The sequence below is a fragment of the Mesorhizobium sp. M0166 genome (assembly GCF_040322255.1).
Taxonomy (GTDB): Bacteria; Pseudomonadota; Alphaproteobacteria; order Rhizobiales; family Rhizobiaceae; genus Mesorhizobium.
On sequence record NZ_JAMYTD010000027.1, the window covers coordinates 23,858 to 49,139 of the forward strand.

General features: G+C 62.5%; 23 protein-coding genes. 12 read left to right on the forward strand and 11 right to left on the reverse strand.

The window, feature by feature from the left end; all coding sequences use genetic code 11:
- The first annotated feature begins 20 nt into the window (after window positions 1-20).
- On the forward strand, window positions 21-905 hold the full coding sequence (locus NKJ46_RS24365; protein ID WP_352668219.1) for an NmrA/HSCARG family protein: 885 nt from the start codon (window positions 21-23) through the stop codon (window positions 903-905).
- Window positions 906-949: 44 nt separating this feature from the next.
- The gene (locus NKJ46_RS24370; protein ID WP_023679921.1) at window positions 950-1,222 is read left to right on the forward strand and encodes a DUF2798 domain-containing protein; all 273 of its coding nucleotides are present in this window, start codon (window positions 950-952) and stop codon (window positions 1,220-1,222) included.
- A 112-nt stretch (window positions 1,223-1,334) separates the two neighbouring features.
- Here NKJ46_RS24370 and NKJ46_RS24375 read toward each other — a convergent pair whose 3' ends face one another.
- The 6 genes from NKJ46_RS24375 to NKJ46_RS24400 form a co-directional block, all read right to left on the reverse strand.
- A complete protein-coding gene (locus NKJ46_RS24375) occupies window positions 1,335-1,982 on the reverse strand; it encodes a YiaD family glycine zipper/OmpA-like lipoprotein (protein WP_254817106.1) in 648 nt (215 codons plus the stop codon).
- A gap of 175 nt (window positions 1,983-2,157) precedes the next feature.
- Window positions 2,158-2,526: a GFA family protein gene (locus NKJ46_RS24380; protein ID WP_023679923.1), complete on the reverse strand. Its 369-nt coding sequence runs from the start codon at window positions 2,524-2,526 to the stop codon at window positions 2,158-2,160.
- Between the two features lie 198 nt (window positions 2,527-2,724).
- On the reverse strand, window positions 2,725-3,111 hold the full coding sequence (locus tag NKJ46_RS24385) for a hypothetical protein (RefSeq protein WP_352668221.1): 387 nt from the start codon (window positions 3,109-3,111) through the stop codon (window positions 2,725-2,727).
- 470 nt (window positions 3,112-3,581) lie between these two features.
- Window positions 3,582-4,713 (reverse strand): peptide chain release factor 2 gene (gene prfB, locus NKJ46_RS24390; protein WP_352668223.1). Its coding sequence is split into 2 segments (ribosomal slippage): window positions 3,582-4,646 and window positions 4,648-4,713, totalling 1,131 coding nucleotides; the frame shifts between segments, so codons are not numbered across the junction.
- A 167-nt stretch (window positions 4,714-4,880) separates the two neighbouring features.
- Window positions 4,881-7,337, reverse strand: coding sequence for a penicillin-binding protein 1A (locus NKJ46_RS24395; protein ID WP_352492524.1), 2,457 nt, complete (start codon window positions 7,335-7,337; stop codon window positions 4,881-4,883).
- A 214-nt stretch (window positions 7,338-7,551) separates the two neighbouring features.
- Window positions 7,552-8,814 carry an N-acetylmuramoyl-L-alanine amidase gene (locus NKJ46_RS24400; RefSeq protein ID WP_352668225.1) on the reverse strand — a complete coding sequence of 421 codons (1,263 nt, stop codon included), beginning with the start codon at window positions 8,812-8,814 and terminating at the stop codon, window positions 7,552-7,554.
- Window positions 8,815-9,481: 667 nt separating this feature from the next.
- Here NKJ46_RS24400 and NKJ46_RS24405 point away from each other — a divergent pair.
- Window positions 9,482-12,466, forward strand: a complete 2,985-nt coding sequence (locus NKJ46_RS24405; RefSeq protein ID WP_352668227.1) for an Rne/Rng family ribonuclease — start codon at window positions 9,482-9,484, stop codon at window positions 12,464-12,466.
- Window positions 12,467-12,560: 94 nt separating this feature from the next.
- Here NKJ46_RS24405 and NKJ46_RS24410 read toward each other — a convergent pair whose 3' ends face one another.
- Window positions 12,561-13,508 carry a glutaminase gene (locus NKJ46_RS24410; protein ID WP_352668229.1) on the reverse strand — a complete coding sequence of 316 codons (948 nt, stop codon included), beginning with the start codon at window positions 13,506-13,508 and terminating at the stop codon, window positions 12,561-12,563.
- A gap of 11 nt (window positions 13,509-13,519) precedes the next feature.
- Window positions 13,520-14,668 (reverse strand): pyridoxal phosphate-dependent aminotransferase, encoded by a 1,149-nt coding sequence (locus NKJ46_RS24415; RefSeq protein ID WP_352668232.1) that lies wholly within the window; start codon window positions 14,666-14,668, stop codon window positions 13,520-13,522.
- Window positions 14,669-14,813: 145 nt separating this feature from the next.
- Between NKJ46_RS24415 and NKJ46_RS24420 the strand changes: the two genes are divergently transcribed.
- From NKJ46_RS24420 to aat, 6 genes are all read left to right on the forward strand, one after another.
- Window positions 14,814-16,208 (forward strand): M48 family metalloprotease, encoded by a 1,395-nt coding sequence (locus NKJ46_RS24420; RefSeq protein ID WP_352668234.1) that lies wholly within the window; start codon window positions 14,814-14,816, stop codon window positions 16,206-16,208.
- A 70-nt stretch (window positions 16,209-16,278) separates the two neighbouring features.
- Window positions 16,279-17,082, forward strand: a complete 804-nt coding sequence (locus tag NKJ46_RS24425) for a DsbA family protein (protein ID WP_352668235.1) — start codon at window positions 16,279-16,281, stop codon at window positions 17,080-17,082.
- Between the two features lie 163 nt (window positions 17,083-17,245).
- On the forward strand, window positions 17,246-17,680 hold the full coding sequence (gene aroQ, locus NKJ46_RS24430; protein ID WP_031211260.1) for a type II 3-dehydroquinate dehydratase: 435 nt from the start codon (window positions 17,246-17,248) through the stop codon (window positions 17,678-17,680).
- A 26-nt stretch (window positions 17,681-17,706) separates the two neighbouring features.
- Window positions 17,707-18,165, forward strand: a complete 459-nt coding sequence (accB, locus tag NKJ46_RS24435; protein ID WP_352668237.1) for an acetyl-CoA carboxylase biotin carboxyl carrier protein — start codon at window positions 17,707-17,709, stop codon at window positions 18,163-18,165.
- Between the two features lie 19 nt (window positions 18,166-18,184).
- Complete coding sequence (gene accC / locus NKJ46_RS24440; RefSeq protein ID WP_352492533.1) at window positions 18,185-19,528, forward strand: acetyl-CoA carboxylase biotin carboxylase subunit; 1,344 nt, start codon at window positions 18,185-18,187, stop codon at window positions 19,526-19,528.
- 15 nt (window positions 19,529-19,543) lie between these two features.
- Complete coding sequence (gene aat, locus NKJ46_RS24445) at window positions 19,544-20,161, forward strand: leucyl/phenylalanyl-tRNA--protein transferase (RefSeq protein WP_352668240.1); 618 nt, start codon at window positions 19,544-19,546, stop codon at window positions 20,159-20,161.
- A gap of 83 nt (window positions 20,162-20,244) precedes the next feature.
- Here aat and NKJ46_RS24450 read toward each other — a convergent pair whose 3' ends face one another.
- The 3 genes from NKJ46_RS24450 to NKJ46_RS24460 form a co-directional block, all read right to left on the reverse strand.
- The gene (locus NKJ46_RS24450) at window positions 20,245-20,613 is read right to left on the reverse strand and encodes a hypothetical protein (protein WP_352668304.1); all 369 of its coding nucleotides are present in this window, start codon (window positions 20,611-20,613) and stop codon (window positions 20,245-20,247) included.
- 89 nt (window positions 20,614-20,702) lie between these two features.
- Window positions 20,703-21,185, reverse strand: coding sequence for a DUF2155 domain-containing protein (locus NKJ46_RS24455; RefSeq protein WP_352451095.1), 483 nt, complete (start codon window positions 21,183-21,185; stop codon window positions 20,703-20,705).
- Between the two features lie 155 nt (window positions 21,186-21,340).
- Window positions 21,341-21,739, reverse strand: a complete 399-nt coding sequence (locus NKJ46_RS24460; RefSeq protein ID WP_352668241.1) for an NADH:ubiquinone oxidoreductase subunit NDUFA12 — start codon at window positions 21,737-21,739, stop codon at window positions 21,341-21,343.
- A 255-nt stretch (window positions 21,740-21,994) separates the two neighbouring features.
- Between NKJ46_RS24460 and NKJ46_RS24465 the strand changes: the two genes are divergently transcribed.
- The 3 genes from NKJ46_RS24465 to NKJ46_RS24475 all read left to right on the forward strand — a co-directional run bounded on the left by NKJ46_RS24465 (window position 21,995) and on the right by NKJ46_RS24475 (window position 25,160).
- Entirely contained in the window at window positions 21,995-23,155 is a 1,161-nt protein-coding gene (locus NKJ46_RS24465; protein WP_352668244.1) for a helix-turn-helix transcriptional regulator, read from the forward strand.
- 210 nt (window positions 23,156-23,365) lie between these two features.
- On the forward strand, window positions 23,366-24,766 hold the full coding sequence (locus NKJ46_RS24470) for an ArnT family glycosyltransferase (protein ID WP_352668246.1): 1,401 nt from the start codon (window positions 23,366-23,368) through the stop codon (window positions 24,764-24,766).
- Between the two features lie 94 nt (window positions 24,767-24,860).
- A complete protein-coding gene (locus tag NKJ46_RS24475) occupies window positions 24,861-25,160 on the forward strand; it encodes a hypothetical protein (protein ID WP_352668247.1) in 300 nt (99 codons plus the stop codon).
- The last annotated feature ends 122 nt before the right edge of the window (window positions 25,161-25,282 follow it).

Genomic DNA, 25,282 nt, shown 5'->3' on the forward strand with positions numbered 1-25,282 from the left:
CTCGAGGGAAGGAGATCGTCATGCGAACACCCAGTCCAACCATCCTGGTCGTAGGCGCCGCAGGCCGCGTTGCCGGCTTGGTGGTGCCTGAACTCGTCCGCCGCAATGCCGGGGTTCGGGCGCTTGTTCGTGACGCCGCGAGTGCCGAAAAAGCCCGGAAAGCCGGCGCATCCGAGATCGCGATCGGAGATCTGCGCAACCATCAGAGCCTTGAGCAGGCCGTGAAAGGTGTCGACGGTGTCTTCCACATCGGACCGGCCTTTGCTCCCGACGAAGCCGCCATGGGGGTTGCCATGGTTGAGGCAGCGGCGCGAGCAGACGTTCGAAAGTTCGTCTTTTCGTCGGTGATCCAGCCCACCAATACGAGGCTGGAAAACCATGCAAGCAAGATACCCGTCGAAGCTGCCCTCTATTCGACAAACATGGAATACACCATTCTGCACCCGGCCAATTTCATGCAGAATATCGCGGCCGCCTGGCCGTCCGTTGTCGAGCACGGCGTTTTCGCCGAGCCGTTTCCAAAGACGGCGAAGCTCGCCCGCGTCGACTACCGCGATGTCGCTGAAGTGGCGGCGATCGCACTGACCGAAGCGCGTTTGTCCTATGCGACCCTCGAGCTGTGCGCCGACGGTATGCACAGTCGCGAAGAGGTCGTCGCCATGATGAGCCAAGCGCTTGGCCGGCCGGTTTCGGCGGGCGAGCCGACATTTCAGGACTGGGCGGCGAAGGCCCGCCTTCCCTATACCGACCGCCAGTTGCAGATGCTGGCCAAAGTACACAGCCACTACGCCAAATACGGCCTCGGCGGGAACAGCCTGACGTTGCGCGCCGCGCTTGGCCGCGAGCCGCGTTCGCTGCGAAGCTTCATTCGGGAATTGGCGCTGCAGACGGCATATGCCGCCTGATCGTCCTCACAACGCTTACGCACATTTTTGATTGGAAGATTTCGATGCAAGCATCACCGGACCGAGCCTTCAAATTGAGAAAGCTGCCGCCCTCCTACGGCGCGGTGGTGATGCCGTTGGTTCTTTCAATTCTGATGTCCTCGATTGTCTCGGCGGTTTCGACGGCAATCGGCGCAGGCTGGACGAACGGGTTTATAGCGGCCTGGAGCTATGCATGGGGCGCTTCATGGCTTGTCGCGTTTCCCAGTCTGCTGATCGTGCTTCCGATCGTGCGCCGGATCGTTGCCGCGATTGTCGATCAGCCGGCCCGGTCCTGACATCACGAACCCCGTCCTGACATCACGAACGAAGGGCGCCGGCGGCCGGCGGTCCGCCACAACCATTTAGAGCGGCCCCTTTGCGGGGCCGCTCCCGGTTCGGGCGCTTGCCTCAGGTGAGCGGCGACAGCTGGATCTCGACGCGGCGGTTCTGAGCCCGGCCGGCAGCGGTCGCGTTGGAGGCGATCGGACGCGTCTTGCCGAAGCCGGTGACGGCGAAGCGGCGGGAATCGACGCCCTGTCCAGACAGATAGTTGGCGACCGCCAATGCGCGCCGCTGCGACAGGTCGAAATTGTGCTCGTCGCTGCCGGTCGAGTCGGTGTGGCCGAACACGTCGACCGTGGTCTGGCGGAACTTTTTCAGCACAAGGGCCACTGAATTCAGCACCGGATAGAAACCGGCCTTCACCGCATCCTGGTCGACGTTGAAGGTGATGTCGGACGGCATGTTGAGGATGATCTGGTCGCCGGTGCGGGTGACGCTGACGCCGGTGCCCTGAAGCTGCCGGCGCAGTTCGGCCTCATTCTGGTCCATGGTGGCACCGATGGCACCGCCGGCAAGCGCACCGATGCCCGCGCCGATCAGCGCGTTGCGGCGGTCGTTGCCGCCGGCAAGCATGCCGAGCCCGGCACCCGCCAAAGCACCGAGACCGGCGCCGGCAGCGGTGTTGGAAACCTTCTGTTCCCCGGTGTAGGGATCGGTGGTGCATGCGCTCACGAGCACAGCCGTCGCCACGACGGCGAGCACAATCTTTTTCATACGGTGGTCCCTCTCCATTCCACGGCCGCGCAACGGCGCACCGCATCAGCCCTTCCAGCAGACTTGTAACATGAAATGCGGCGAAAAGCGGACCAGCAAAAGCCGCTCCCGCGGCTTTCCCCGGCTCAATTCCACACGCCTGCAGCGGCTCGCGCGACCACCGCAATTCGACCGGCTACCAGAGATTCTTGCCGTCGATGACCACCACTTCGACCTTGTCGAGATCGAAATCGTCGAACAGCCGCGAGTTCACGCTGATCTTCGGATTGTCGAAATTCGGCTCGCCTGTCGACCAGTCCGGCGTCTCGGTGAAGGTGCCGCAGCCACAGGTGGCGCAAAAACCGTGTTTTATGGTTTTTGATCCCCACTGGTAGAACGAGACATTCTCCGGCGGGCTGGTGAGCCTGAATTGCGATGGGGTGTAATAGGCCCACAACGAACCGCGTTTCGAACAGAAGGAACAGGTGCATCGCGTCACTGTCTGTGGCGCTTGCGAAACCTCGAATGTCGTCGCCTTGCAGTGGCAGCTTGCCTTGATGGTCATGGATTTAGTCCCTCACAATGCCGCCGCCCCGTACGGCAAAGGCAGCATAAAGGAACGCTCCTGACAACTGCCTGTCAGCGACCTGTGAGCCTGCGATGCACAGGTTAAAAGTACTGGGTTGCCGTTCGAAGGCCCACCGATTCAAAACCGCTGCACCCCTCGGTGTCACCCCGCGGGCAAGCTTTTGGGCGTCATGCGCTAATAGGACGATGGGGGCACGAACAGGCAGATGGTCTTTCCGTCATTGGCACCGGCAACGGAGCACCAATGATATTCGCCGTCGGGCGAATTCTTGATCCGCTTGTCGCTATAGGCCACGACTTCCCCGGTCCCTTTGATGACATAGCCCTCGGGACGTTCGCTGATCGATGTCTGAGAGACCTCGCGGCAATCATAGCCCGAGCAGCAGGAGAACGGATAGCTCCAGCCTTGCGGCATGGCCGCGGTCGGCTTGGCATCATGCGCCAGAGCAGGCGCTGCAAATGGAATGGCGGCAGCTATCAAAACCGCTGCCGCGACAAGTGAATTCAGGAGTCGGCGCGCCGTGCGGGCGACTGGGGCCGGTCTGGTTGTGAGAGCAGGCATGAGCGCAGTTCCTATCAACGGTTGTCAAGCATCTCGCTTGCCCGTTCCCGGAACGTGTCTTCCCAGTGGCCGGATCGTCAGGTCGCAGATACGCCGCGTCCGGCCATAAATGCTTTTTTCCTCCCCAGCGCATGAATGCTGGGCTGATTCCTTGGTTGGCGCAAGGAATTGCTGTCGCAACCGAACGCCGACCTCTGCAACCGGAACCAACCTGCCGTCCTGATTGACGAAACCTGGTCAACCCCGGCAGTGGGATCGCCAATAACGGGATCGGCTCGCGCTGGTTCCAGGCTTGGCACCGGCAGGCCCGAGGCATCCGCGTCAAAAGCCGAAATCGATTTTGAAAAATTCGATGAAAAACAAAGTTGTAGAACGACAGGTAAGTTCAAATTGAGAGCTCGTCACTCTCGCGCGATGGCCGTAACTCTCGCGTGATGAAACCAGGTACTGCCGGACTGGTGCCGCCACCCTCAGTCGATATCGGCCACCGTTTCACCAGCGCCACCCTCGATCCGCTGCGACAGTGAGGCTTCCATGAAATCGTCGAGGTCGCCGTCGAGCACGCTCGACGGGCTGGTGCTCTCGACACCGGTGCGCAGATCCTTCACCAACTGATAGGGCTGCAGCACGTAGGAACGTATCTGGTGGCCCCAGCCGATATCACTCTTCGACGCTTCCGTGGCGTTCGCCACCGCTTCGCGTTTCTTCAGCTCTTCCTCGTAAAGCCGCGAGCGCAGCATTTCCCAGGCTTTCGCCTTGTTCTTGTGCTGGGAGCGCTCCGCCTGGCAGGCGACCGCGATGCCGGTGGCGAGATGGGTGATGCGCACCGCCGAATCGGTGGTGTTGACGTGCTGGCCGCCCGATCCCGAGGAACGATACGTGTCGATACGGACGTCGGATTCGGAAACGTCGATGTCGATCGTATCATCGATGACGGGATAGACCCAAACGCTGGCGAAGGAGGTGTGGCGGCGCGCATTGCTGTCATAGGGCGAAATCCGCACGAGACGATGCACGCCGGATTCCGTCTTCAGCCAGCCATAGGCGTTGTGGCCCTTGACCAGCAGCGTGGCGGACTTGATGCCGGCTTCTTCGCCGTCATGCACTTCCAGCACCTCGACCTTGAAGCGGCGGCGCTCGGCCCAGCGCGTATACATGCGCAGAAGCATCGAGGCCCAGTCCTGGCTTTCGGTGCCGCCGGCGCCGGCATGGACTTCCAGATAGCTATCGTTGGTATCAGCCTCGCCCGACAGCAGCGTTTCGATCTGGCGCGCCTTGGCCTCGCCGCGCATCGAGCGGATCGCCGCTTCGGCCTCCGCGATGACGCCCTCGTCGCCCTCTTCCTCGCCAAGCTCGATCAGGCCGATATTGTCTTCCAGGGCCTGGGTGAGGCCTTTGACCGCGGCAATGCCTTCCTCGAGGCCCTGACGCTCGCGCATCAGCTTTTGCGCTTCCAGCGGCTCGTTCCAGAGGCTGGAATCCTCGGCGCGGACGTTCAGGTACTCAAGCCGCTTTATGGCTTGGTCCCAGTCAAAGATGCCTCCTCAGCAGGGTGATCGCCTGCCTGATCTCGTCGACAATATTTTGCGTTTCCGCGCGCATGGCTGGCTGTTCTGTCCTGTTGCTGGATGGCGGTTTGGTGGCGCGATACATAGGGACGGCACGGTCTCCTGTAAAGCGCCCGCCCCTGTAAAGCACCGGCCCCTGTAAAGCGGGATGGGCCGGCTCGACCATGATCGTCAAGCCGGCCCGACACAATGTAGCGATTGTCAGTAGAGCCCGCCGCCGCCCGACTGGATGGCCTGGTTGGCCTGCGGCGACAGCGCCCCGCCGGTGGCGTTGGAGCCGTCCGCACCCATGCCGATCACCCAGTAGCTGTCGGCGGGACCGGTACCCGGCTTGAAGGCTTCGATGAAGGCTCCGGCGTCGCCCGCGTTGGCCCGCATGCCGGTCTTGCGATTGATCGCAATCAGCTTCATGCCTTCCGGAACCTTGAAGTCGACATTGGGCGTGCCGTCCAGCGCCACGCGCATGAAGTCCTTGAAGATCGGCGCGGCAAGGCCGCCGCCGGTCGCGCCCTTGCCGAGACCTTTCGGCTGATCGTAGCCCATATAGAGGCCGACAACGAGGTTCGGCGTAAAGCCGATGAACCAGGCATCCTTTTCGTCGTTGGTCGTTCCGGTCTTGCCGGCGATGTGACGGCCGAGTTCGTTGATGGTGGCGCCGGTACCGCGTTGCACGACGCCCTCCATCATCGATGTGATCTGGTAGGCCGTCATCGGATCGAGCACCTGCTCGGAGTTGTCGACCAGCTCCGGCTCGGGCTGGTTCTGCCATTCTGCGGCGTTGCAGTTCGAGCAGCCGCGTTCGTCCTGCCTAAAGACGGTCTTGCCATACCGGTCCTGGATGCGGTCGATCAGCGACGGCTTGATCGACTTGCCGCCATTGGCCATGATCGAATAGGCCGACACCATGCGCATCACCGTCGTCTCGCCGGATCCCAGCGCCATCGGCAGATACGGCGCCAGATGGTCGTAGACACCGAAACGCTCGGCATATTCCACGACCAGCTTCATGCCCATGTCGTTGGCAAGCCGCACCGTCATCAGGTTGCGCGATTTCTCGATACCGGAGCGCAAGGTCGCCGGGCCGGCCACCGTTCCGTCGTAATTCTTGGGCGTCCAGGTCGTGTTGCCGCTCTGGATGGTGATCGGCCCGTCCATGATCACCGAGGCAGGCGTATAGCCATTGTCGAGGGCGGCCGAATAGACGATCGGCTTGAACGACGATCCGGGCTGGCGCATGGCCTGCGTCGCCCGGTTGAACTCCGATTGCGCGTAGGAGAAACCGCCGACCATGGCCAGGACGCGTCCGGTATGCGGATCCATGGCGATCAGGCCACCTTCCACTTCAGGAACCTGGCGCAAGCTGTAGCTGTTGTCCGAGCCGTCGTTCTTCTGCACGAAAATCACGTCGCCCGGCTTCAGCACGTCGGCCGGCGACTTCGCCTTGACGGTCCTGCCGTCGACCACGTGGCGCATGGCGAAGCTCATGTCTTCCTTGCTGACAGTGCCTTCGACGCGGTCCTTGACGATTTCGCCGGAGATCTGGCGCGTCGGCTGCAGGCCGATGGACAGGCCGGTGGCCGAGCTGTCGAGCACGACGGCGAGCGACCATTCCGGCACGTCCTCCAATCGCTTGACGTTGCCCAGCGGCACGCCCCAGTCGCCGGAAATGTCGATGCTCGTGACCGGCCCGCGGTAGCCGCGCAGCGTGTCGAACTTCATGAGACCGTTCTGCATGGCCTTGCGGGCAATCAGCTGCATCTTCGGATCGAGCGTCGTGCGGACGGAAAGGCCGCCTTCGTAGAGCGCATTCTCGCCATAGCGCGCGATGATCTGGCGACGCACTTCCTCGGTGAAATACTCCCCGGCGAAGAGATAATTGCCGGTGCGGCGCGGCGTGACGCCGAGCGGCTCGGCCTTGGCCTTCTCGCCTTCTTCATGTGTGACGTAGCCGTTCTCGACCATCTGGTCGATGACCCAGTTGCGGCGCTCCAAGGCGCGATCGGCATGCTTGAAGGGATGATAGTTGTTCGGACCCTTCGGCAGAGAGGCGAGATAGGCGGCCTCGGCCACGGTGAGCTCGTTCACCGATTTATCGAAATAGGTGAGCGCAGCACCGGCGACGCCATAGGCGCCGAAGCCGAAGAAAATCTCGTTGAGATAGAGCTCGAGAATGCGATCCTTCGAGTAGGCCTGCTCGATGCGGAAGGCGAGGATCATCTCCTTGATCTTGCGCTCGTAGGTCTGGTCTGAAGACAACAGGAAGTTCTTCGCCACCTGCTGGGTAATGGTCGAGGCGCCGACCTGGCGCTTTCCCGAGCCGACATTCTGCAGATTGACGACAATGGCGCGGCCAAGGCCAGTCACGTCGATGCCGGGGTGGTTGTAGAAATTTTTGTCCTCGGCCGACAGGAAGGCCGCCTTGACGCGATCCGGGATCGCCTGAATCGGCAGATAAAGCCGCCGCTCACGCGCATATTCGGCCATCAGCGCGCCATCCGACGCGTGGATGCGGGTCGTCACCGGCGGCTCGTATTTGGCCAGCACCTCGTAATCGGGCAGGTCCTTCGACAAATGGCCGATATAGATCGCCACGCCCGCCGCGACCAAAAGGGCCAGCGTCGTGCCGATGCCGAAGAAATAGCCAATGAGACGAATCATACCCGCTCCAGTCCTTGGTTCGGGAATTTCCTAAACGAAGCCGCCCTTCACGCAAGCTTTCGGGACGATCCCAAACCGTAATCGCAAAACCCATGTCGCGACCATGTGGGCAAAATACGGCAGCATGGAATTTCGGTTTCGAATGCCGGAAATAAAAGCACAGGGTGTTGTCGCCGTGCAACGCTGCTTCAGGTTGTGGGCGCCGGCGGGCATTTCAGCCTCCGGCCCCCGTTCCGCTCTTGGCCGAAGCAAACAGTGCAACGGCGTTGGTTATGCTCTGGGTCGCCTTGTTGCGCCAATCGGCGCTGAGCAACTGTGCTTCGTCCTTGGCATTTGACAGATAGCCGAGTTCGACCAGCACGGATGGAACATCCGGCGCCTTCAGCACCTTGAAGCCGGCAGAACGCTGCGGGTTGTTGATCAGGCCGACGCTGGTGGAAAGCTGGCCGACGAGAGTATGGGCAAAGCTCATCGAAAAATTATGCGTCTCGCGGCGGATCAGGTCGATCAGGATATCGGTCACTTCCTTGCTGTCGTCCTTGATCTCCATGCCGGCGAACTGGTCGGAAAGATTTTCACGGTCGGCAAGCGCTTGCGCCTCGGGATCGGAAGCCTTGTCGGACACGGTGTAGACGGTAGCGCCGCGGATGCCCTTGAGGCTGATCGTGTCGGCATGGATCGAGATGAGCAGGTCGGCCTCATGCTGGCGGGCAATGCGCACGCGGTCGTCGAGCCGCAGGAACACATCGGTCTCACGCGTCAGGAACACGTCGTATTTGCCGCCGGCGGCGAGCTTGTCGCGCAGTTCCATGGCGAAGGCGAGCGTCACGTTCTTCTCGACCGTACCGTTCAGGCCCTCGGCACCGCCGTCGATGCCGCCATGGCCGGGATCGATGACGACGGTGAAACGATGGCCCGGATTGGAGACCGGCCCGGTACCGACCCTGCCGGCCTTGTCGGCGGAGACCGTCGAGCCGGTGGTCAGCGCCTGATTGGCGAGCGCCGCATCGAATTCCCGCTGCGACGCCGCCGACATGTCGATGGCGATGCGGTAGCCCTTGCCGTCATCGTTCTTGAGCACGTCGAGATTGTCGACGGCGAACGGTCCCTTGCCGGTGAGAATCAGCCGCGATTTCCTCTCGCCGAGTTCGCCGTAACGCACGGCGCGGACAAGCCCGCGCGGCTTCACATCCTTGGCATTGAGGGCGAATCTCGTGGCCGGCAGATCGATGACCAGACGATTGGGGCCGCGCAGCAGGAACCATTTGATGTCGGGCTCGCGGTCGAAATTGATGACGATGCGCATCTTGGTGGCATCGCCGGCCATCTTGTAGCTTGTGGCACCGAGCGGTGCGTCGGCAGCACGCGAAAGCGGCGAAAAGACCAGGCAAGCCAGGATCAGCGGCAGCAGGCAGGCGGTGCGGAAGAACCGGCCTCCATGATGACGGCCCTTGTCTGCGAAGCCTGCCAGTCCCATCTTTCTACCAGTCGCTCCCGTTTGGCGTCATGCCCGATGGCTTGTCGAAGTGCCTTATTGCTTGTCAAAGTTCTGGCAGGCCGCGAACTCGATTAACGATTGGTATCCAGAGAAGGTTAACCAAGCCTTTTCATGGAAGGCTTGGGACCGGGGCTTCCGCTGCGGAACGGCTTTTTGCCGGCATCGGGAATCGGGGTTGCCTTCCAACCCGCCAAATCATAAAAGCGATGGTGGATCACTGCAATCCTGGAACCGTCCTCCTCCGCAGCTTCCTGCTACAGGTCAGACGCAAGACGGCTCCTTTCGCTTCAGGCGAAGAAGGCATCGGTGATCGCGACGATTTTCGCAGGCGTGCTCCCGTGGCGGGGGAATCGCCTGCGTGAGCAAAACGGCCGGGATTGTCCCGTGCCGGCTCTGTATGAGCAAACAAGCTGGTCCGGTTTTTCCCGGGCTTTGGTTCAAAAGGTTCTGCTGGTGACGATGGCTTCAAGCGCAATCATGGAAAGGTCCGCAACAAACCGCGCCACTACGGCTGCGGGCGGCACCGCCATGGCGCTCAGGCAGCGGCCGGCGGACGTTCAATTGTCCGGCACCCATGTTCCAGGTCCACGGCAGCGGGCATTGTCCTGCAAGCTGCGGCCGACGGCTGCCGGGAGGAAACGAGATAATGCCCAACAAAATGCTGATAGACGCCTCCCACCCGGAGGAAACACGCGTTGTCGTCGTTCGCGGTAACCGTATTGAAGAATTCGACTTTGAATCCCAGGACAAGAAGCAGCTCAAAGGAAACATCTATCTCGCCCGCGTAACGCGCGTCGAACCTTCCCTCCAGGCAGCCTTTGTCGAATATGGCGGCAACCGTCACGGTTTCCTCGCCTTCAGTGAAATACACCCCGACTACTACCAGATTCCGGTCGCCGACCGTCAGGCGCTGCTGCGTGCGGAAGCACAGGAGGCCCAGGACGAAGAGGACGAGGAAGTCGCCGAAGGCGAGGACCGCCAGAGCCGCGACCGTGGCAAGCGCGGACGCCGGCGCGGCGGCAAGACCCGCGACCGCGGCGAACACAGGCGCGAGGCAGGCGCGTCCGACGGTGAGAATAGCGAGAACGGCGAAGATGCCGTCGCAGAAAACCTGGATTCCGCTGCCGACAACACCATGTCCGACATTGCCGGACAGAGCGAGGATGCTGCCGGACAGAGCGATGAAGTCGCCGATCGCGGTGAGACCGAGCCGTCCGAAGGCGGTTCCAGTTCCATCGCTGCCAGCATCGATGCCGACGTAATCTCGGAAGCCGTCCCGCAAGTCGAGCTAAGCGGGCCCGAGACAAGCGGGGCCGAGACAAGCAGCGAAGCAACCTCCGAAGACAATGACCGCGGCATGCTGGAAGAGGTGCAATCCTCGCATCCGGACGATCACGAGGTCGAATCGGTCGGCGCCGAAGACGCGCTAGAAGAAGTGCGCAACCGGCGCAAGCCAGTGCGCCGCCAGTACAAGATCCAGGAAGTGATCAAGCGCCGGCAGATCCTGCTGGTGCAGGTCGTCAAGGAAGAGCGCGGCAACAAGGGTGCAGCGCTGACCACCTATCTGTCGCTGGCCGGCCGCTATTCGGTGCTGATGCCGAACACGGCACGCGGCGGCGGCATTTCGCGCAAGATCACCAATGCGCAGGACCGCAAGCGGCTGAAGGAAGTCGTCGCCGATCTCGAAGTGCCGCAGGGCATGGGTGTCATCCTGCGTACGGCCGGCGAAAGCCGCACCAAGGCAGAGATCAAGCGCGACTACGAATATTTGATGCGGCTTTGGGAAAACGTCCGCAATCTGACGCTGCAATCCACGGCCCCTGCCCTGGTGTACGAGGAAGGCAGCCTGATCAAGCGTTCGGTGCGCGACCTTTACAACAAGGATATCGACGAGATCCTGGTTTCCGGCGAAGAAGGCTACCGCGAGGCCAAGGACTTCATGCGCATGCTGATGCCGAGCCACGCCAAGGTGGTTCAGCCGTTCCGCGACACGACGCCAATCTTTGTGCGCAACGGCATCGAAGCGCAGCTCGACCGCATGCTGCAGCCGCAGGTGACGCTGAAGAGCGGCGGCTACATCATCATCAACCAGACGGAAGCGCTGGTCGCCATCGACGTCAATTCGGGCCGTTCCACCAAGGAGCACTCGATCGAGGACACTGCACTCCACACCAATCTGGAAGCCGCCGAGGAAGTCGCCCGGCAATTGAGGCTGCGCGATCTCGCCGGCCTCATCGTCATCGACTTCATCGACATGGAGGAGAACCGCAACAACCGCTCCGTCGAGAAGCGGCTGAAGGATCACCTCAAGAACGATCGTGCCCGTATCCAGGTCGGCCGCATCTCGCATTTCGGCCTGATGGAGATGTCGCGCCAGCGCATCCGTGCCAGCGTGCTGGAATCGACCATGAAGCCTTGCCCGCATTGCGGCGGCACCGGCCACGTGCGCTCCGATTCCTCGGTCGCGCTGATGGTGGTGCGGGCAATCGAGGAATTCCTGCTCAAGGATTCGCGCAGCCACATCACGGTGCGGACGCCGGCAGCAACCGCGCTCTATGTGCTCAATCACAAGCGCGGCACGCTGGTGGAATTCGAGCACCGCTTCGGCGTGACCATCACCATCGAAGCCGATGACGCGGTCGGTGCACAACACTATGCCATCTTCCGCGGTGCGCTGGCCGAAAAGCCGGAAGGCTTCGTCGAGGTCCGCACGTTCCCGGCCTATGTCGAGCCGGAAGAACCCGAGGACGAGATCGTCATCGAGGAGGAAGACGAGGCACCGGTGCAGGCCGAGCAGCCACGCCCTGTCCAGCAGCCGCAGCAGCCAAGGTCCGGCGAGGACGGCGAAGGCCGCGATCGCAAGCGCCGCAAGCGCCGCAGACGGCGCGGCGGCAAGGATCGTGAACATGGCGATCGCGACCACGGGGATCGCGAACATGGCGACCGCGAGCACGGCGCTGCTATGGAAGGTGCTTCCGTTTCGGCGCCGACAGACGACGCCTTCGTAGCCTCGGACGACCAAGCCGCCGAAGCGGAACGTGAAGCGCCGGCCGATGTTGCCGAAACGGCGGAAGCGGCGGACGACGGTCACGGCAAGAAGCGCCGGCGCGGCAAGCGCGGCGGCAAGCGCAATCGCCGTGAGGACGGCGAGGATGGCTTGGAAGCCGGCGCCGGCGAGCCAGCCGCCATAACAGAAGGTGCCGTATCGGAAGCAGAGCCCGTGACCGGCGAGCCGGAAGGTGCGCCGCCGGCCGAAGAGCTTGCGGTGCTTGCTCCGGCGAACGACGACATGCCGAGCGCCGAAAAGCCGAAGAAGCCGCGCCGTGCCGCCAAGCCGAAGAAGGTTGCGGCGGAAGCAGTTGCCGAGATTGCGGGCGCCGAGACATCGGCTGCCGAGGCGGCGTCGGTGGCTTCCGGCGAGACCGCTGCGCCGGTGTCGCAGGAGACCGAAGTGGCGGCTGCTGAGGAAGCGCCGAAGGTCCGGCCGTCGCGGCGCAAGCCCGTACCGGTGGATGCTCCGGTCGTGCCGGTCGTCTCCTCGATCGTCCCCGACGAGGCAAAGACCGAGGAAGCAAAGGCCGAGGACAAGCCGAAGCGTGCCGGCTGGTGGCAACGGAAGGGCTTTTTCTAAGCCTTTCCGTGCATTAGCCAGACTTTCTGATTAAAAAGTCCCGCGCTGGCGATCGGCTGCGCGGGACTTTTTGTCCCAATCCCAGGCGACAAGACTATGGCGCGAAGATCGACCAGTTCATTGTCTTCGCCAGTTTCTCTAGCGCGATCGAGCCCAGCCTGGAATTGCCGTTGGCATTAAGGCCAGGCGACCAGACGGCAAGCGACGCGACGCCCGGCACGATCCCCAATATGCCGCCGCCAACGCCGCTCTTGCCGGGAATGCCGACGCGGAAAGCGAAGTCGCCGGAGCCGTCATAGTGGCCGCAGGTCAGCATCATCGCGCCGATGCGGCGGGCGCGCTCGGCCGACACGACGGAATGCTCGGTCGCCGGGTTCTTGCCGCCATTTGCAAGGAAGCGGCCGGCCAGGGCCAGTTGCCGGCAGCTCATGGCGATCGCGCAATGGTGGAAGTAAACGCCCAGCGCCAGTTCCGGCGCGTGATTGAGATTGCCAAACGATTTCATGTAATTGGCAAGCGCGAAATTGCGAAAGCCAGTGGCGCGTTCGGACGCCGCGACCTCGCGATCGATGATGATCGTGTCGTCATCGGCCAGGAACTGGATGAAGCGCAGGATCTCGCCGATCGCCTCGCGCGGCTGATGGCCGGCAAGCAGGATGTCTGAGACCACGATGGCGCCGGCATTGATGAATGGATTGCGCGGAATGCCGTTCTCGTGCTCGAGCTGGACGATCGAGTTGAACGGATTGCCCGAAGGTTCGCGCCCAACCCGCTGCCACAGCGCGTCGCCGACATTGCCGAGCGCCAGCGTCAGCGTGAACACCTTTGAGATGCTCTGGATCGAAAACGCCTCGTCGGCATCGCCCGCGGTCAGCACGCGGCCGTCATTGGTCACCGCGGCAATGCCGAATTTTTTCGGATCGATCTTGCCGAGCTGGGGAATATAGCTGGCGACGTCGCCGCGATCGGTACGCTCCGCCATTTCGGCAGCGACGTCGCGCAACGCATGTTCGAGTTGAGGCGCCTGATCAAACTCCGGCATCGTCGCCCCTGCTACTTCAGCCAGCGTTCGATACGCGCCATCGCCTCGACCATGTCGTCGTGGCTGCCGGCATAGGAAAAGCGCATCGTGCGATGGCCTTGCAGCGGATCGAAATCGCGGCCTGGCGTCGCCGCCACATGCGCCTCGGCCAACATCCTGCGCGCAAACGCCATGCTGTCATTGGTGTGCCTGGTGACGTCGCAGAAGGCGTAGAACGCGCCATCCATCGGCGCGGGAAGCGCAAAGCCGAGTTCCGGCAGGCGTTGCATCAGGAGCTCGCGGTTCCAGGCGTAGCGCGCCTTCACCGCCTCCAGCTCTTCTGTCGCCTTGAACGCCTCGATCGCGGCAATCTGGGACAGTTCGGGCGGCGAGATGTAGAGGCTCTGGGCGATGCGCTCGACTGGCCGCACCAGTTCCTGCGGCAGCACCATCCAGCCGATGCGCCAGCCGGTCATGCAATAATATTTCGAGAAGGAATTGATCACCGTCACATCCGCGCCGAAAGAAAGCGCGGTCGTGTCGGGCGCAGCATAGGCCAGCCGGTGGTAGATTTCGTCTGAGATCACGGCGATGCCGAGCTCTTGAGCTGTCTCGACCAGCGCCTCGAGATCGCCGGCGGGAATGACCGCGCCGGTCGGGTTGGCCGGGCTGGCGAACAGCACGCCCTTCAGAGGTTTTTCGCGATGCGCGGCTTGCAGGTGCTCGGCGTGGAGATAGGCGGCGCCGTCGAGCTCGATCTCGGCGATGTCGATGCCGAGCGCGGCCATGATGTTGCGATAGGCAGGATAGCCGGGTGCAGCGATGGCGACGCGGTCGCCTGGATCGAACATTGCCAGGAAAGCGAGGTTAAAGGCAGCCGACGATCCGGTGGTGACGGCTATCCGCTCGGGCGAAACGTCAAGCCCGTAGTGCTCGCCATAATGCGCCGCGATCGCCTTGCGCAGGCCGGCGAGGCCCAGCGCGTCGGTATAGCCGATGCGGCCTGCTTTCAGGGCATTGGCCGCCGCTTCGCGAACCCCGGCTGGCGCCGGATCGGAAGGCTGGCCGACGGCCATGGAAACGACCGGCAGGCCCTTGGCTTTCAGCCGATTCGCCTCGGCCAGGATGTCCATGGCATGGAACGGTTCGACCGCGCCGCGGCGCGAAAGCGAAACAACCATTTTTCAATCCACCACACTTGTCCGCACGTGCCGGCCATGCTGGCCGCGCCGCACAAATGCCCGATTGGTGTGGGGATCACAAGTTCGGTAAGTTTAGGCTGCCGACTTTTCATCCTTCGCCCACTCGTCTACCAGTGGAGCTGCCATGTTGAGCCGACCCAAATCGACGATCGCCAGGACAGCGCGCGCCCTCGCGACGCTTTCGCTTGCCGCGGTGGTCGCCATCGCCGGCTCGGTCAATGCCTTTGCGCAGAATGTGCCGGTTGTGCGCGATGCAGAGATCGAGGCGCTGGTACGCGATTACGCGCGGCCGATCTTCAAGGCAGCGGGCTTGTCGGGCGACGCCATCAACATCGTGCTGGTCAACGACCAGAGCTTCAACGCCTTCGTTGCCGGCCGTCGCCTGTTCATCAACACCGGCGCGCTGATGACGGCCGAAACGCCCAACGAGATCATCGGCGTCATCGCCCACGAGGCCGGCCATATCGCCGGCGGACACCAGCAGAAATTGCGCGAACAGCTCGAGCGCGCCAAGACGATGGCGATCCTGGCGACGCTGCTTGGCGCCGGCGCCATGGTGGCCGGCGCCACCAGCAACAGCCGCGGCCTCGCCGGCGCCGGCATGGGCGTGGTGGCCGGCGGCGGCGAGATGGCGCAACGCAGCATCCTCGCCTATCAGCGCACCGAGGAGATGACCGCCGACCGTTCGGCGATCACCTATCTCAATGCAACCGGCCAGTCCGGCATGGGCATGCTGAAGACGTTTGGCCGCTTCCAGAACGCATTGTCGCTCTCGGGCGCGCAAGTCGATCCCTACAGGATCAGCCATCCGATGCCGCAGGAGCGTATCGCCAATCTCGAAGTGCTGGTGAAGCAGAGCCCTTACGTCGACAAGGTCGACCCGCCGGCACTGCAGCAGCGCCACGATATGATGCGCATCAAGATCGCCGCCTATATGCAAGGCCAGGCCGCGGCGTCGCGATTGATGCGCAAGAATCCCGGCAGCCTCGCCTCGCGCTATGGCGACGCGCAGATGACTTATCTTTTCGGCAATCTGGCCTCGGCGCTCAGCAAGACCAACGCGTTGATCAAGGAACAGCCGAAAAATCCCTATTTCCAGGAATTACGCGGCGACATCCTGATGAAGGCGAACCGGCCGAAGGATGCGGCTGACGCCTATGCCAAGGCGGTCAGCCTCGATCCGGCGCGATCCGGGCTGCTGCCGGTCTCTTATGGCCAGGCGCTGATGGCCATCGGCACGCAGGATTCGCTGAAGAAGGCAGTGGCGCAGATCAACACCGGCCTCGGACGGGATCGCGAAAACGCCGACGGATACCGCTATCTGGCACAGGCCTACGGGGAACTCGGCAACATCCCGGCCGCCGAGCTTGCAACCGCCGAAGGGCATTTTTATTCCGGCGACTACAAGAATGCGAAAATCTTCGCCATGCGGGCGCAGCAGACCATGAAGCGGGGCGAGCCGGGCTGGCTTCGCGCGCAGGACATAATAAACTACGCACCATCAGGTAAGAAGAAGTGAACCTTTCGGACGCAGGCTGCGACGCAGCCAAACCGAGCAGACCCGAACACAGGCAAGAGGATCGAGGATCATGACCAAGGCAATTCTGCTGGGCACTACCGGAGTGGCAGCGGCCCTCGCCATGCTGGCGTTCGGCTTCGTCGCCGGCAATCCGCAGACGGCGAAGGCCGGCACGGCGCGGCTTGTCCAGATGGCATCCTCGGAAACCAAGCTCGACCGCACCGAAGTCGAAGGCATCGTCCGCGACTATCTCCTGAAGAACCCGGAAGTGCTTCTGGAGGCCCAGCAGGCACTCGAGGCCAAGCAGAAGGAAGAACAGCGCGTCGCCAGTCTCGGCGTCATCAAAGACGCCAAGGACCAGATCTTCAATTCCTCCTTCGACGGTGTTGTCGGTAATCCGAACGGCAAAATCACCATCGTCGAGTTCTACGATTACAATTGCGGCTACTGCAAACGCGCCATCGACGACATGCGCGCGCTGACCAAGGCCGATCCGGACCTGCGCTTCGTACTCAAGGAGTTCCCGATCCTCGGCCCGGATTCGCAGAAGGCGAGCGTCGTCTCGATGGCCTTCCATTTGATGAAGCCGGAGAAATACGGCGAATTCCACAATGCGCTGCTCGGCGGCCAGGGGCGCGCCACCGAGGCGGCGGCAATCAAGGTGGCGCTGTCGCTCGGGGCCGACGAGGCGGCGCTGCGCGAAAAGATGAAGGACCCGAGCATCACCGAGGCCTTCTCCAAGACCTATGATCTCGCCACCAAGCTCGCCATAACCGGAACGCCGTCCTATGTCGTCGGCAACGAGGTGGTGTTCGGCGCGCTTGGCCAGGAAGTGCTGGCCGAAAAGATCGAGGCGGCGAAGGCCGCGCTCTGATTAGCGTTCGGGTTTCGATTAGGCTGCGGGTTTCCGGCACGGGCCGTTTTCCGGCTGTTGTGGACGGCGAAAGAACGCACTTGCGCTCTTTTCGCCAGCGTCTATGCCCATTATAGAGGGTCCGGCGCGCCGGCTTAGCCGCGCCGGGAAAGGTCGGCATTTTTTGAAAACGGTTTTCGTCCTGAACGGCCCCAATCTCAACGCGCTCGGCAAGCGCGAGCCGGGCATCTATGGCGGCAAGACGCTTGCCGCGATCGCCGACGACTGCAAGCAGGCAGGTGCCGCACTTGGGCTGGAGATCGATTTCCGCCAGTCGAACCATGAGGGCGACCTCGTCGACTGGATCCAGGAGGCCGCCGACAAGGCCGCCGCAATCGTTATCAATCCGGGCGCCTACGGCCATACCTCGATCGCCATTCACGATGCCATCCGCGCTGTCGCGCCGCTGCCGGTCGCTGAGGTGCATCTCTCCAACATCCATGCGCGGGAACCATTCCGCCACGTTTCCATGGTCGCGCCGGTCGCCGTCGGCATGATCTGCGGGTTCGGGCCGCTCGGCTACACGCTGGCGCTGCAGGCGCTGGCTGCACGCCTATGACCGGCCAACAAACAGAAGGCTCGAAAATGTCGATAAAGAAGAACGGTGTTGACCAGCAGCTGATCCGCGATCTGGCGGGCATACTGAACGACACCAACCTGACCGAGATCGAGGTCGAGCTCGGCGATCTGAAGGTGCGCGTCTCGCGGCAGGCCCCGGCCGTCCATGCCGTCGCCGCGGCTCAGCCGGCCTATGCCCCGGCAGCCGCGCAGCCTGCGGCAGCGGCCGCGCCGACGACGCCCGACGTGTCGAAGAACGCCGTTGCCTCGCCGATGGTCGGCACCGCCTATCTGGCACCGTCGCCCGACGCCAGGCCGTTCATCGAAATCGGCCAGAAGGTCAAGGAAGGCCAGACGCTGCTGATCATCGAAGCAATGAAGACGATGAACCAGATCCCCTCGCCGCGTGCCGGCACGGTGACGGCGATCCTGTTTGAAGATGCGCAGCCGGTCGAATATGGCATGCCGCTCGTCGTGATCGAGTAGAGCCGGGAACAGGCGAAAGATGTTCCAGAAAATCCTCATCGCCAATCGCGGCGAAATCGCCCTCAGGGTGCTGCGCGCCTGCAAGGAGCTCGGCATCCAGACGGTGGTGGTGCATTCGACCGCCGACGCCGACGCCATGCATGTGCGTCTCGCCGACGAGAGCGTCTGCATCGGCCCGCCGCCGTCGCGCGACAGCTATCTCAACATCCACCAGATCGTCGCCGCCTGCGAGATCACCGGCGCCGACGCGGTGCATCCTGGCTACGGTTTTCTGTCGGAGAACGCCAAGTTCGCCGACATCCTCGCCGCGCACAACATCACCTTCATCGGCCCGACCGGCGACCATATCCGCATCATGGGCGACAAGATCGAGGCCAAGCGTACCGCAAAACGCCTCGGCATTCCCGTCGTGCCCGGCTCCGACGGCGCGGTCACCGAGGACAAGGAAGCCAAGCGCATTGCCGCCGCGATCGGCTACCCCGTCATCATCAAGGCGTCGGCGGGCGGCGGCGGGCGCGGCATGAAAGTGGCGCGTAGCGAGGCCGATCTCGAGGTGGCGCTGCAGACGGCACGCTCGGAGGCGGGTGCGGCCTTCGGCGACGACGCAGTCTATATCGAGAAATATCTGCAGAAGCCGCGCCATATCGAAGTGCAGGTGTTCGGCGACGGCGCCGGGCGCGGCGTGCATTTCGGCGAGCGCGACTGCTCGCTGCAGCGCCGCCACCAGAAAGTCTGGGAAGAAGCGCCCTCGCCGGCTCTCAATGCCGAGGAGCGCGCGCATATTGGCGGCGTCTGCGCCAGGGCGATCGCCGATCTCGGCTATTCCGGCGCCGGCACGATCGAATTCCTCTATGAGGATGGCCAGTTCTATTTCATCGAGATGAACACGCGCCTGCAGGTCGAACATCCGGTCACCGAGGCGATCACCGGCATCGATCTCGTGCACGAGCAGATCCGCGTCGCCTCGGGCGGCGGGCTTTCGGTGCGCCAGGAGGATATCCGCTTCCATGGCCATGCCATCGAATGCCGTATCAACGCCGAGGATCCGCGCACCTTCACCCCCTCGCCGGGCACCATCACCCACTTCCACACGCCGGGCGGCCTCGGCATCCGCGTCGATTCCGGCGTCTATTCCGGCTACAAAATCCCGCCCTACTACGACAGCCTGATCGGCAAGCTGATCGTGCACGGCCGCAACCGCGTCGAATGCATGATGCGGCTGCGGCGCGCGCTTGACGAATTCGTGGTCGACGGCATCAAGACGACGCTGCCGCTGTTTCGCGACCTCGTTGGCAACGCCGACATCGCCAATGGCGACTACGACATCCACTGGCTGGAAAAATACCTGGCCGAAGGCGAGTGATACAGGGGCGAAGCGATGACCCGTCCCTACGCACCCGGTTATCGCATCCCGACTGACCTTTTGCTCAAAGCCTATGCCTCCGGCGTCTTCCCGATGGCCGAGAGCGCCAATGACCCCGAAGTGTTCTGGGTGCGGCCGGAGACGCGCGGCATCATTCCGCTCGACGGGTTCCACATACCGAAAAGCCTGAGAAAGACGATCCGCAAGAACCTGTTCGAGTTCCGCATCGATTTCGACTTCGAGGCGACGATCGAGGCCTGCGCCGAAAGGCGCGAGGAACGTCGGTCGACCTGGATCAACGCGCCGATCCGCGAAGCCTATATCGAGCTGCATCGGATGGGCCATTGCCATTCGGTCGAGGCCTGGCACAACGACCGGTTGGTCGGCGGGCTCTACGGCGTATCGCTCGGCCGCGTGTTTTTCGGCGAGAGCATGTTCGCCAGGGAGACCGACGCGTCGAAGGCCTGCCTGGTTCACCTCGTCGACCGCCTGAAGGCGCGCGGTTTTGCACTGCTTGATACGCAGTTCACCACCGAGCATCTCAAACGCTTCGGCGCGATCGACGTGCCGCGCGGCAAGTACGAGAAGATGCTGGCCGAGGCGCTGAAGGGCGAGGCCGTGTTTTTTCCATAACCTGGAATGGTTCATCGTTTCACAGAAACGCAATTCCGGACGGAAACCGTTCACACTTGTCCTGGAATTGCTCTAGCGGCCGGTCAGCCTTTTGCTGCCGTCACCAGCGGCGTCTGTGCGTGGAACATCATCTTCCAGCCGTTGACGCGGTGGACATAGCCGGTGCTGACCAGCGCCGCATAGGCTTCGCCATTTTGCCGGGTTGCACGCGCCTCGTAGGTCAGCATGACGATGTCGCTGCCCGGCTCGATGATGCCCTTGAGGTCGATATCGAGATCGCGCCAGCGGTTCGGGTCCGTCGCAGTTGCGGCCAGATCGGTATTGCTCATCACCCGCGCCATCTGCGGGAAGGCCACCAGGCATTCGGTATCGGCATTGGCCTTGAAATAGTCGGCACCGCCGCTCCAGAATCCCCTTTCGATGTCGAGAAGTTCGTTCTTGTTGGCCATCATCATGGCAACCTCCTCCGTAGAGAGGCACCAACGCTCGGGCAACACGGCGGTTCCGCAAAGCGCGGTATCCGCCGCCGCACTGACAGATTCTAGTTGGTTTTGGGGGCGGCGGGTGCCGGCACGTCGGACTTCTGCTTGCAGCCCTTCAGCCAGATATCATAGACGGCATGCTCGACGGCGTTGATCCCGGGGCTTTCGGCAAACATCCAGCCGGTGAAGATACGGCGTATTTTCCGGTCGAGCGTGATCTCGTCGACCTCGACGAACGAATCCGTCTTAGGCTCTTCGTTTTCGGGCCGCGAATAGCAGATGCGCGGCGTCACCTGCAAAGCGCCGAACTGCACCGTCTCGTCGATATAGACATCGAAGGTGATGATACGGCCGGTGATCTTGTCGATGCCGGCGAATTCAGCGACGGGATTGGTGATGCGCTCGGATACTGCGGGTGCTGCAGGCGCCACCGACGCGTCCGGCGCAGGCGGCGCCAACTCCTGCGCAGCAGCAAGCGCCACCATAGAAGCGAGAACGACCGCGGTTAATCCGCCCGTCAAAATTCGGCTGAACATGCTCATGCAAGGTCCGGTGGTTTGCGCCCGGGTGATTCTCTTAACGCCAAGGCTAGTTGCTGCTGTCGGATCAGCAAACAGCTAAACAGCAATTGTGGCGACAAAGGACCGTCGTCGTGGGGACCGCCCCGTGGAGACCGCGCGCATGTCGCGCCGATCGATCACGAACCAGGCGTCCAGGCGTCGTAGTCGCCCGTCACCTGCGGACGATGCTGGTTGGTCAGCACTGAGCCTTTCGGGCGATAGGCTGCGGGGCTGCCGGTGAGGTTCGGCACATGCGGCTTTTGCCAGTCGCGTGGCTTGTACTCTTCGCTTGGCGGCGCAACGTCGACACGGTGATGGATCCAGCCATGCCAGCCGGGCGGAATCGCCGAGGCTTCCGAATAGTCGCGGTAGATGACCCAGCGACGGGTGCGGCCTTCCGAATCGACGCCGCCCTCATAGTAGACGTTGCCGACCTCGTCCTGCCCGACCTTCTTGCCGTGCCGCCAGGTGTGGAAGCGCGTTCCCAATGTCTGGCTATTCCACCAGGTGAAAAACTGCAGAAGGAAAGTTTTCATCCAAATCCTCGTGGCAAGTCCTTGAAGCAAGTCCTCGCGGCGGCTGCGGCGCCTGTTCCTGCTTATGGCGTCACGGCATTGCGAAGGCAAGCGTCTTGCCGCAACCGAGGAGCAAATGGCTGGCGGGAAAGCGAAATGATCATGTTATTTTCGCGTCCGCGCGAAGCAGATGAAATGGGTTGTTGGCAACCTTACGCAGCGTTATTCTAGGAGTTGAAGCTTCGTTGCCTCAAGGACGGCAAATGAGAGGGGCTCATGTCATCGCTGGCGGGCACGGCCGGTCGCGCGCTGCCGCAGGTCGTTGAGGCGATCTACGATTCGATTGCCGACGTCGACCGCTGGCAGGCGACACTCGAGGCCATCTGCAACCTGGCGGAAGGCCAGCTTGCCATGCTCGCCGTCATCGACACGATCAGCAGTTCCGCGCGGTTTTCGGTGTCCTGCGGCGATCCCGCAGTTCTTGAGCCGTTGAAGCATGACTACGGCTCGCAAGTGCCGTTCTATGCGGCGGTTCCCAAGATGGAGATCGACGTGCCGTTCACCGTCGATTCGATCTACGCCCTGCAAGGCCCGGATACGCGACAGAGATGGCTCGAAAGCCGCATCGTACGCGAATGGGTGCAACCCAACCGCCTGGACGATTTCTTCTGGGTGGCGTTGATGAAGCGGCCGACCCGGATCGGCACGTTGATGGTGGTCACCGACAAGGACAGGCGCCAGATTTCCCGCGAGGATCTCGAGCTTGTCTGCCTGCTGGCGCCGCATGTGCGGCGCGCGGTGACCATCGGCGACCTGTTCGAGGCCGAGCGGCGCAAGGCCGAAATCTTTCGCTCCATCATCGAAAGCCTCGACCATCCGGTGCTGATCGTCGCCGAAGACATGACCATCATCTTCGCCAATCCATCAGCCGAAGCGCTGCTCGCCGAAAACATTTCGGTCGCTTGCGTGCGCGGCCAGCTTTCCTTCACCTACGCCAACGCCAATGCCGCGATCGGCCGCGCCGTCCAGCTCGGCACGCGCGACGAATTCGCGCTCGGACCTTGCGGCATCAACATTCCCCTGGCCAAGACGGCCGTTCCGGCAGTGGCCCATGTGATGCCGCTGGCGCGGCGTGAAATCTCGGCGCGCATCGCGCAGCGCGCCGCCGCAGCGATCTTCATCGCGGCGGCCGGTTCGGCACCAATCCCGGCGCTGGACGCCATTGCGGCGCTGTTCGGACTGACCGCGGCAGAAAGGCGCGTCGCCGGTCACGTTGCCGCCGGCCTGACGCGAAAGGAAATCGCCGCCGCCGGCGGCGTCTCCGACGGCACCGTCAAGTCGCAGCTGGCGACGATCTTCGACAAGACCGGTACAGGCGATCAGCGCGAGCTCGAACTCTTGATGCGCGAATTATCGCCGCCCTTGCGCTCGAGTTGATTTTGCGCAGGTTTCCCCGGACCGGCAGCGCTCCAAAAGACTCGGCCGGCAAGTTTTTCCAAGCCCTTGAGACCATCGTCCGCAAAATCTGCGAAACGAAACCGGCATCGTTGCAATTCGGCCAAAATCATGGTGCGGTCGTTCGCGGTCCAGAAACGCGGCACTATGCTCGGCTGGAATGAAAATGGTTTCTGGCACGGATCTCGATCTTTGACACCGACATCTACCGAGCGGCTGCTCCCCTACCTCTTTCTGCTTGCGCTGATCGTAATCGCGGTCGCTTTCCGGCCACTGCTGCCCGTCGACGAAACGCGATATCTCAGCGTCACCTGGGAAATGTATCTGAGCGGACAGATCTTCGTCCCGACGATGAATTTCGCGCCCTATCTGCAAAAGCCGCCACTGCTGTTTTGGCTTATCGACCTTGTCTGGACCGTTTTCGGCGCCAGCCGGCCGGCGGCGATGCTGGTCATCTTCGCCGCCTCCTCGCTCGTCATCTGGCTGACGACGGCTTTGGCAAAGACCCTGTTTCCGGGCCGCGACGACATCGCGCGGCGCGTCCCCTGGCTGGTCGCCGGAAGCAGCGTGTTCGTCATCTATTCGACGCTGATCCTGTTCGACTTGTTGCTGACGGTCTTTGTGCTTGCCGCGCTGTTGTCGCTGATTGCCTTTGGCCGCAGCGGCAACCGCTGGCAGGCCGTTCTGGCCGGGCTGTTCATCGGCATGGGCGTGCTGACGAAAGGCCCGGTGGTGCTGATCCATATCGGCGCGCCCATCCTGTTCTACCCGTTCTGGCGCGACCGGCGGGCGGGACTGGCGACACCGAACTTCCTCGCTGGAGTGGGCCTGGCAGTGCTCGCCGCGCTGATTCCGGTGGCGATCTGGCTGGTGCCGGCGACGATCCTGACAAAAGGCAATTTCGTCTATGATCTCGTCTGGAACCAGTCGGCGGGGCGTGTCACCGGCAATTTGCGCAATTCGCACGGCCGGCCGTTCTATTTCTATCTGCTGCTGCTGCCGGTCATGTTCATACCGTGGATCTTCATACCCGAGGTCTGGCGGTTGAAGCTGCGCGCGCGGATCCGCAGCCTGATCGAGACGAAGTCGCCGGATCTGCGCGCCTTGCGCCTGCTGTCGTTCTCGTTCGTTGCCGTCTTTCTGGTGTTCAGCGCGATATCCGGCAAGCAGCCCCACTATGTCGTGCCAATGTTGCCGTTCGTGATCATCCTGTTCGGCTATTTCATGGCGGACATCCCGCTCGCCAGGCTGAAGAGCTCGGCCGTCGTCATGCTTGTCATTTTCGGCATCGGCCACGCGGTGGCATCGGCAACCGCGTTCAAGCGCTATGACCTGACGCCGCTCGCCAACTTCATCGACGAGCGAAAGGATGCGGACTGGGCCGTGGCTTTCGACTATCAAGGCGAAGTCGGCTTCCTGGCCCGCTTGCAAAGGCCATTCGAAAGCACCGACAAACCGGAAGAATGGCTTGGCTCGCATCCCAGCGGCTATGTCATCGACAAGGTTTCCAAGGATCCGGGCACTGCAGGGCAAATCGCGTTCCGGCTTCGCGTCGAACGCGGTTATCTCGTCGTGCTGAAGGGACAGCATTGACGATCGTCACCGGTACGCGACTTCATCTCCCGCGCGGGAGATGAAGTCGTTGCTGCTTCGTGGTTCCATCGCTCGATAGAACCGGGAGGTATTCATGCGCAAGCTCATTTCGACGACGCTTTTTGCCTTATCGCTCGCTGTGGCCGGCCTTGCCGCCGATCCGGCATGGAGCTTTAAATGTCAGTCCGGAACGATTGGGCAAGGCAGTTGCTCCTGCTCAGGGACTGCCGACTGCACCGACATGCGGCATTCCAAAATGTGCAAGGGCGACCTGAACTGCGGTTCGGGCAAATGCTCCTGCACGGCCGCATTGGTAGTCGACCCAGGGCCGAAAACCCCCAAGCCCAAGGTCGTCGCGCCGAAGGCGACAACCCAAGGCGCCGTGAAGCAATAGCCATCCAATCAGAAAGGACGGCGGCTCGGCGTCGCTGGGCCCGTCCGATGTTTCGCGGTTCATCCCCCGTGCGGGCGATGAACCGCCATCGAAGAAATGCTGCTGTCTAGCCGGAGGGTGGT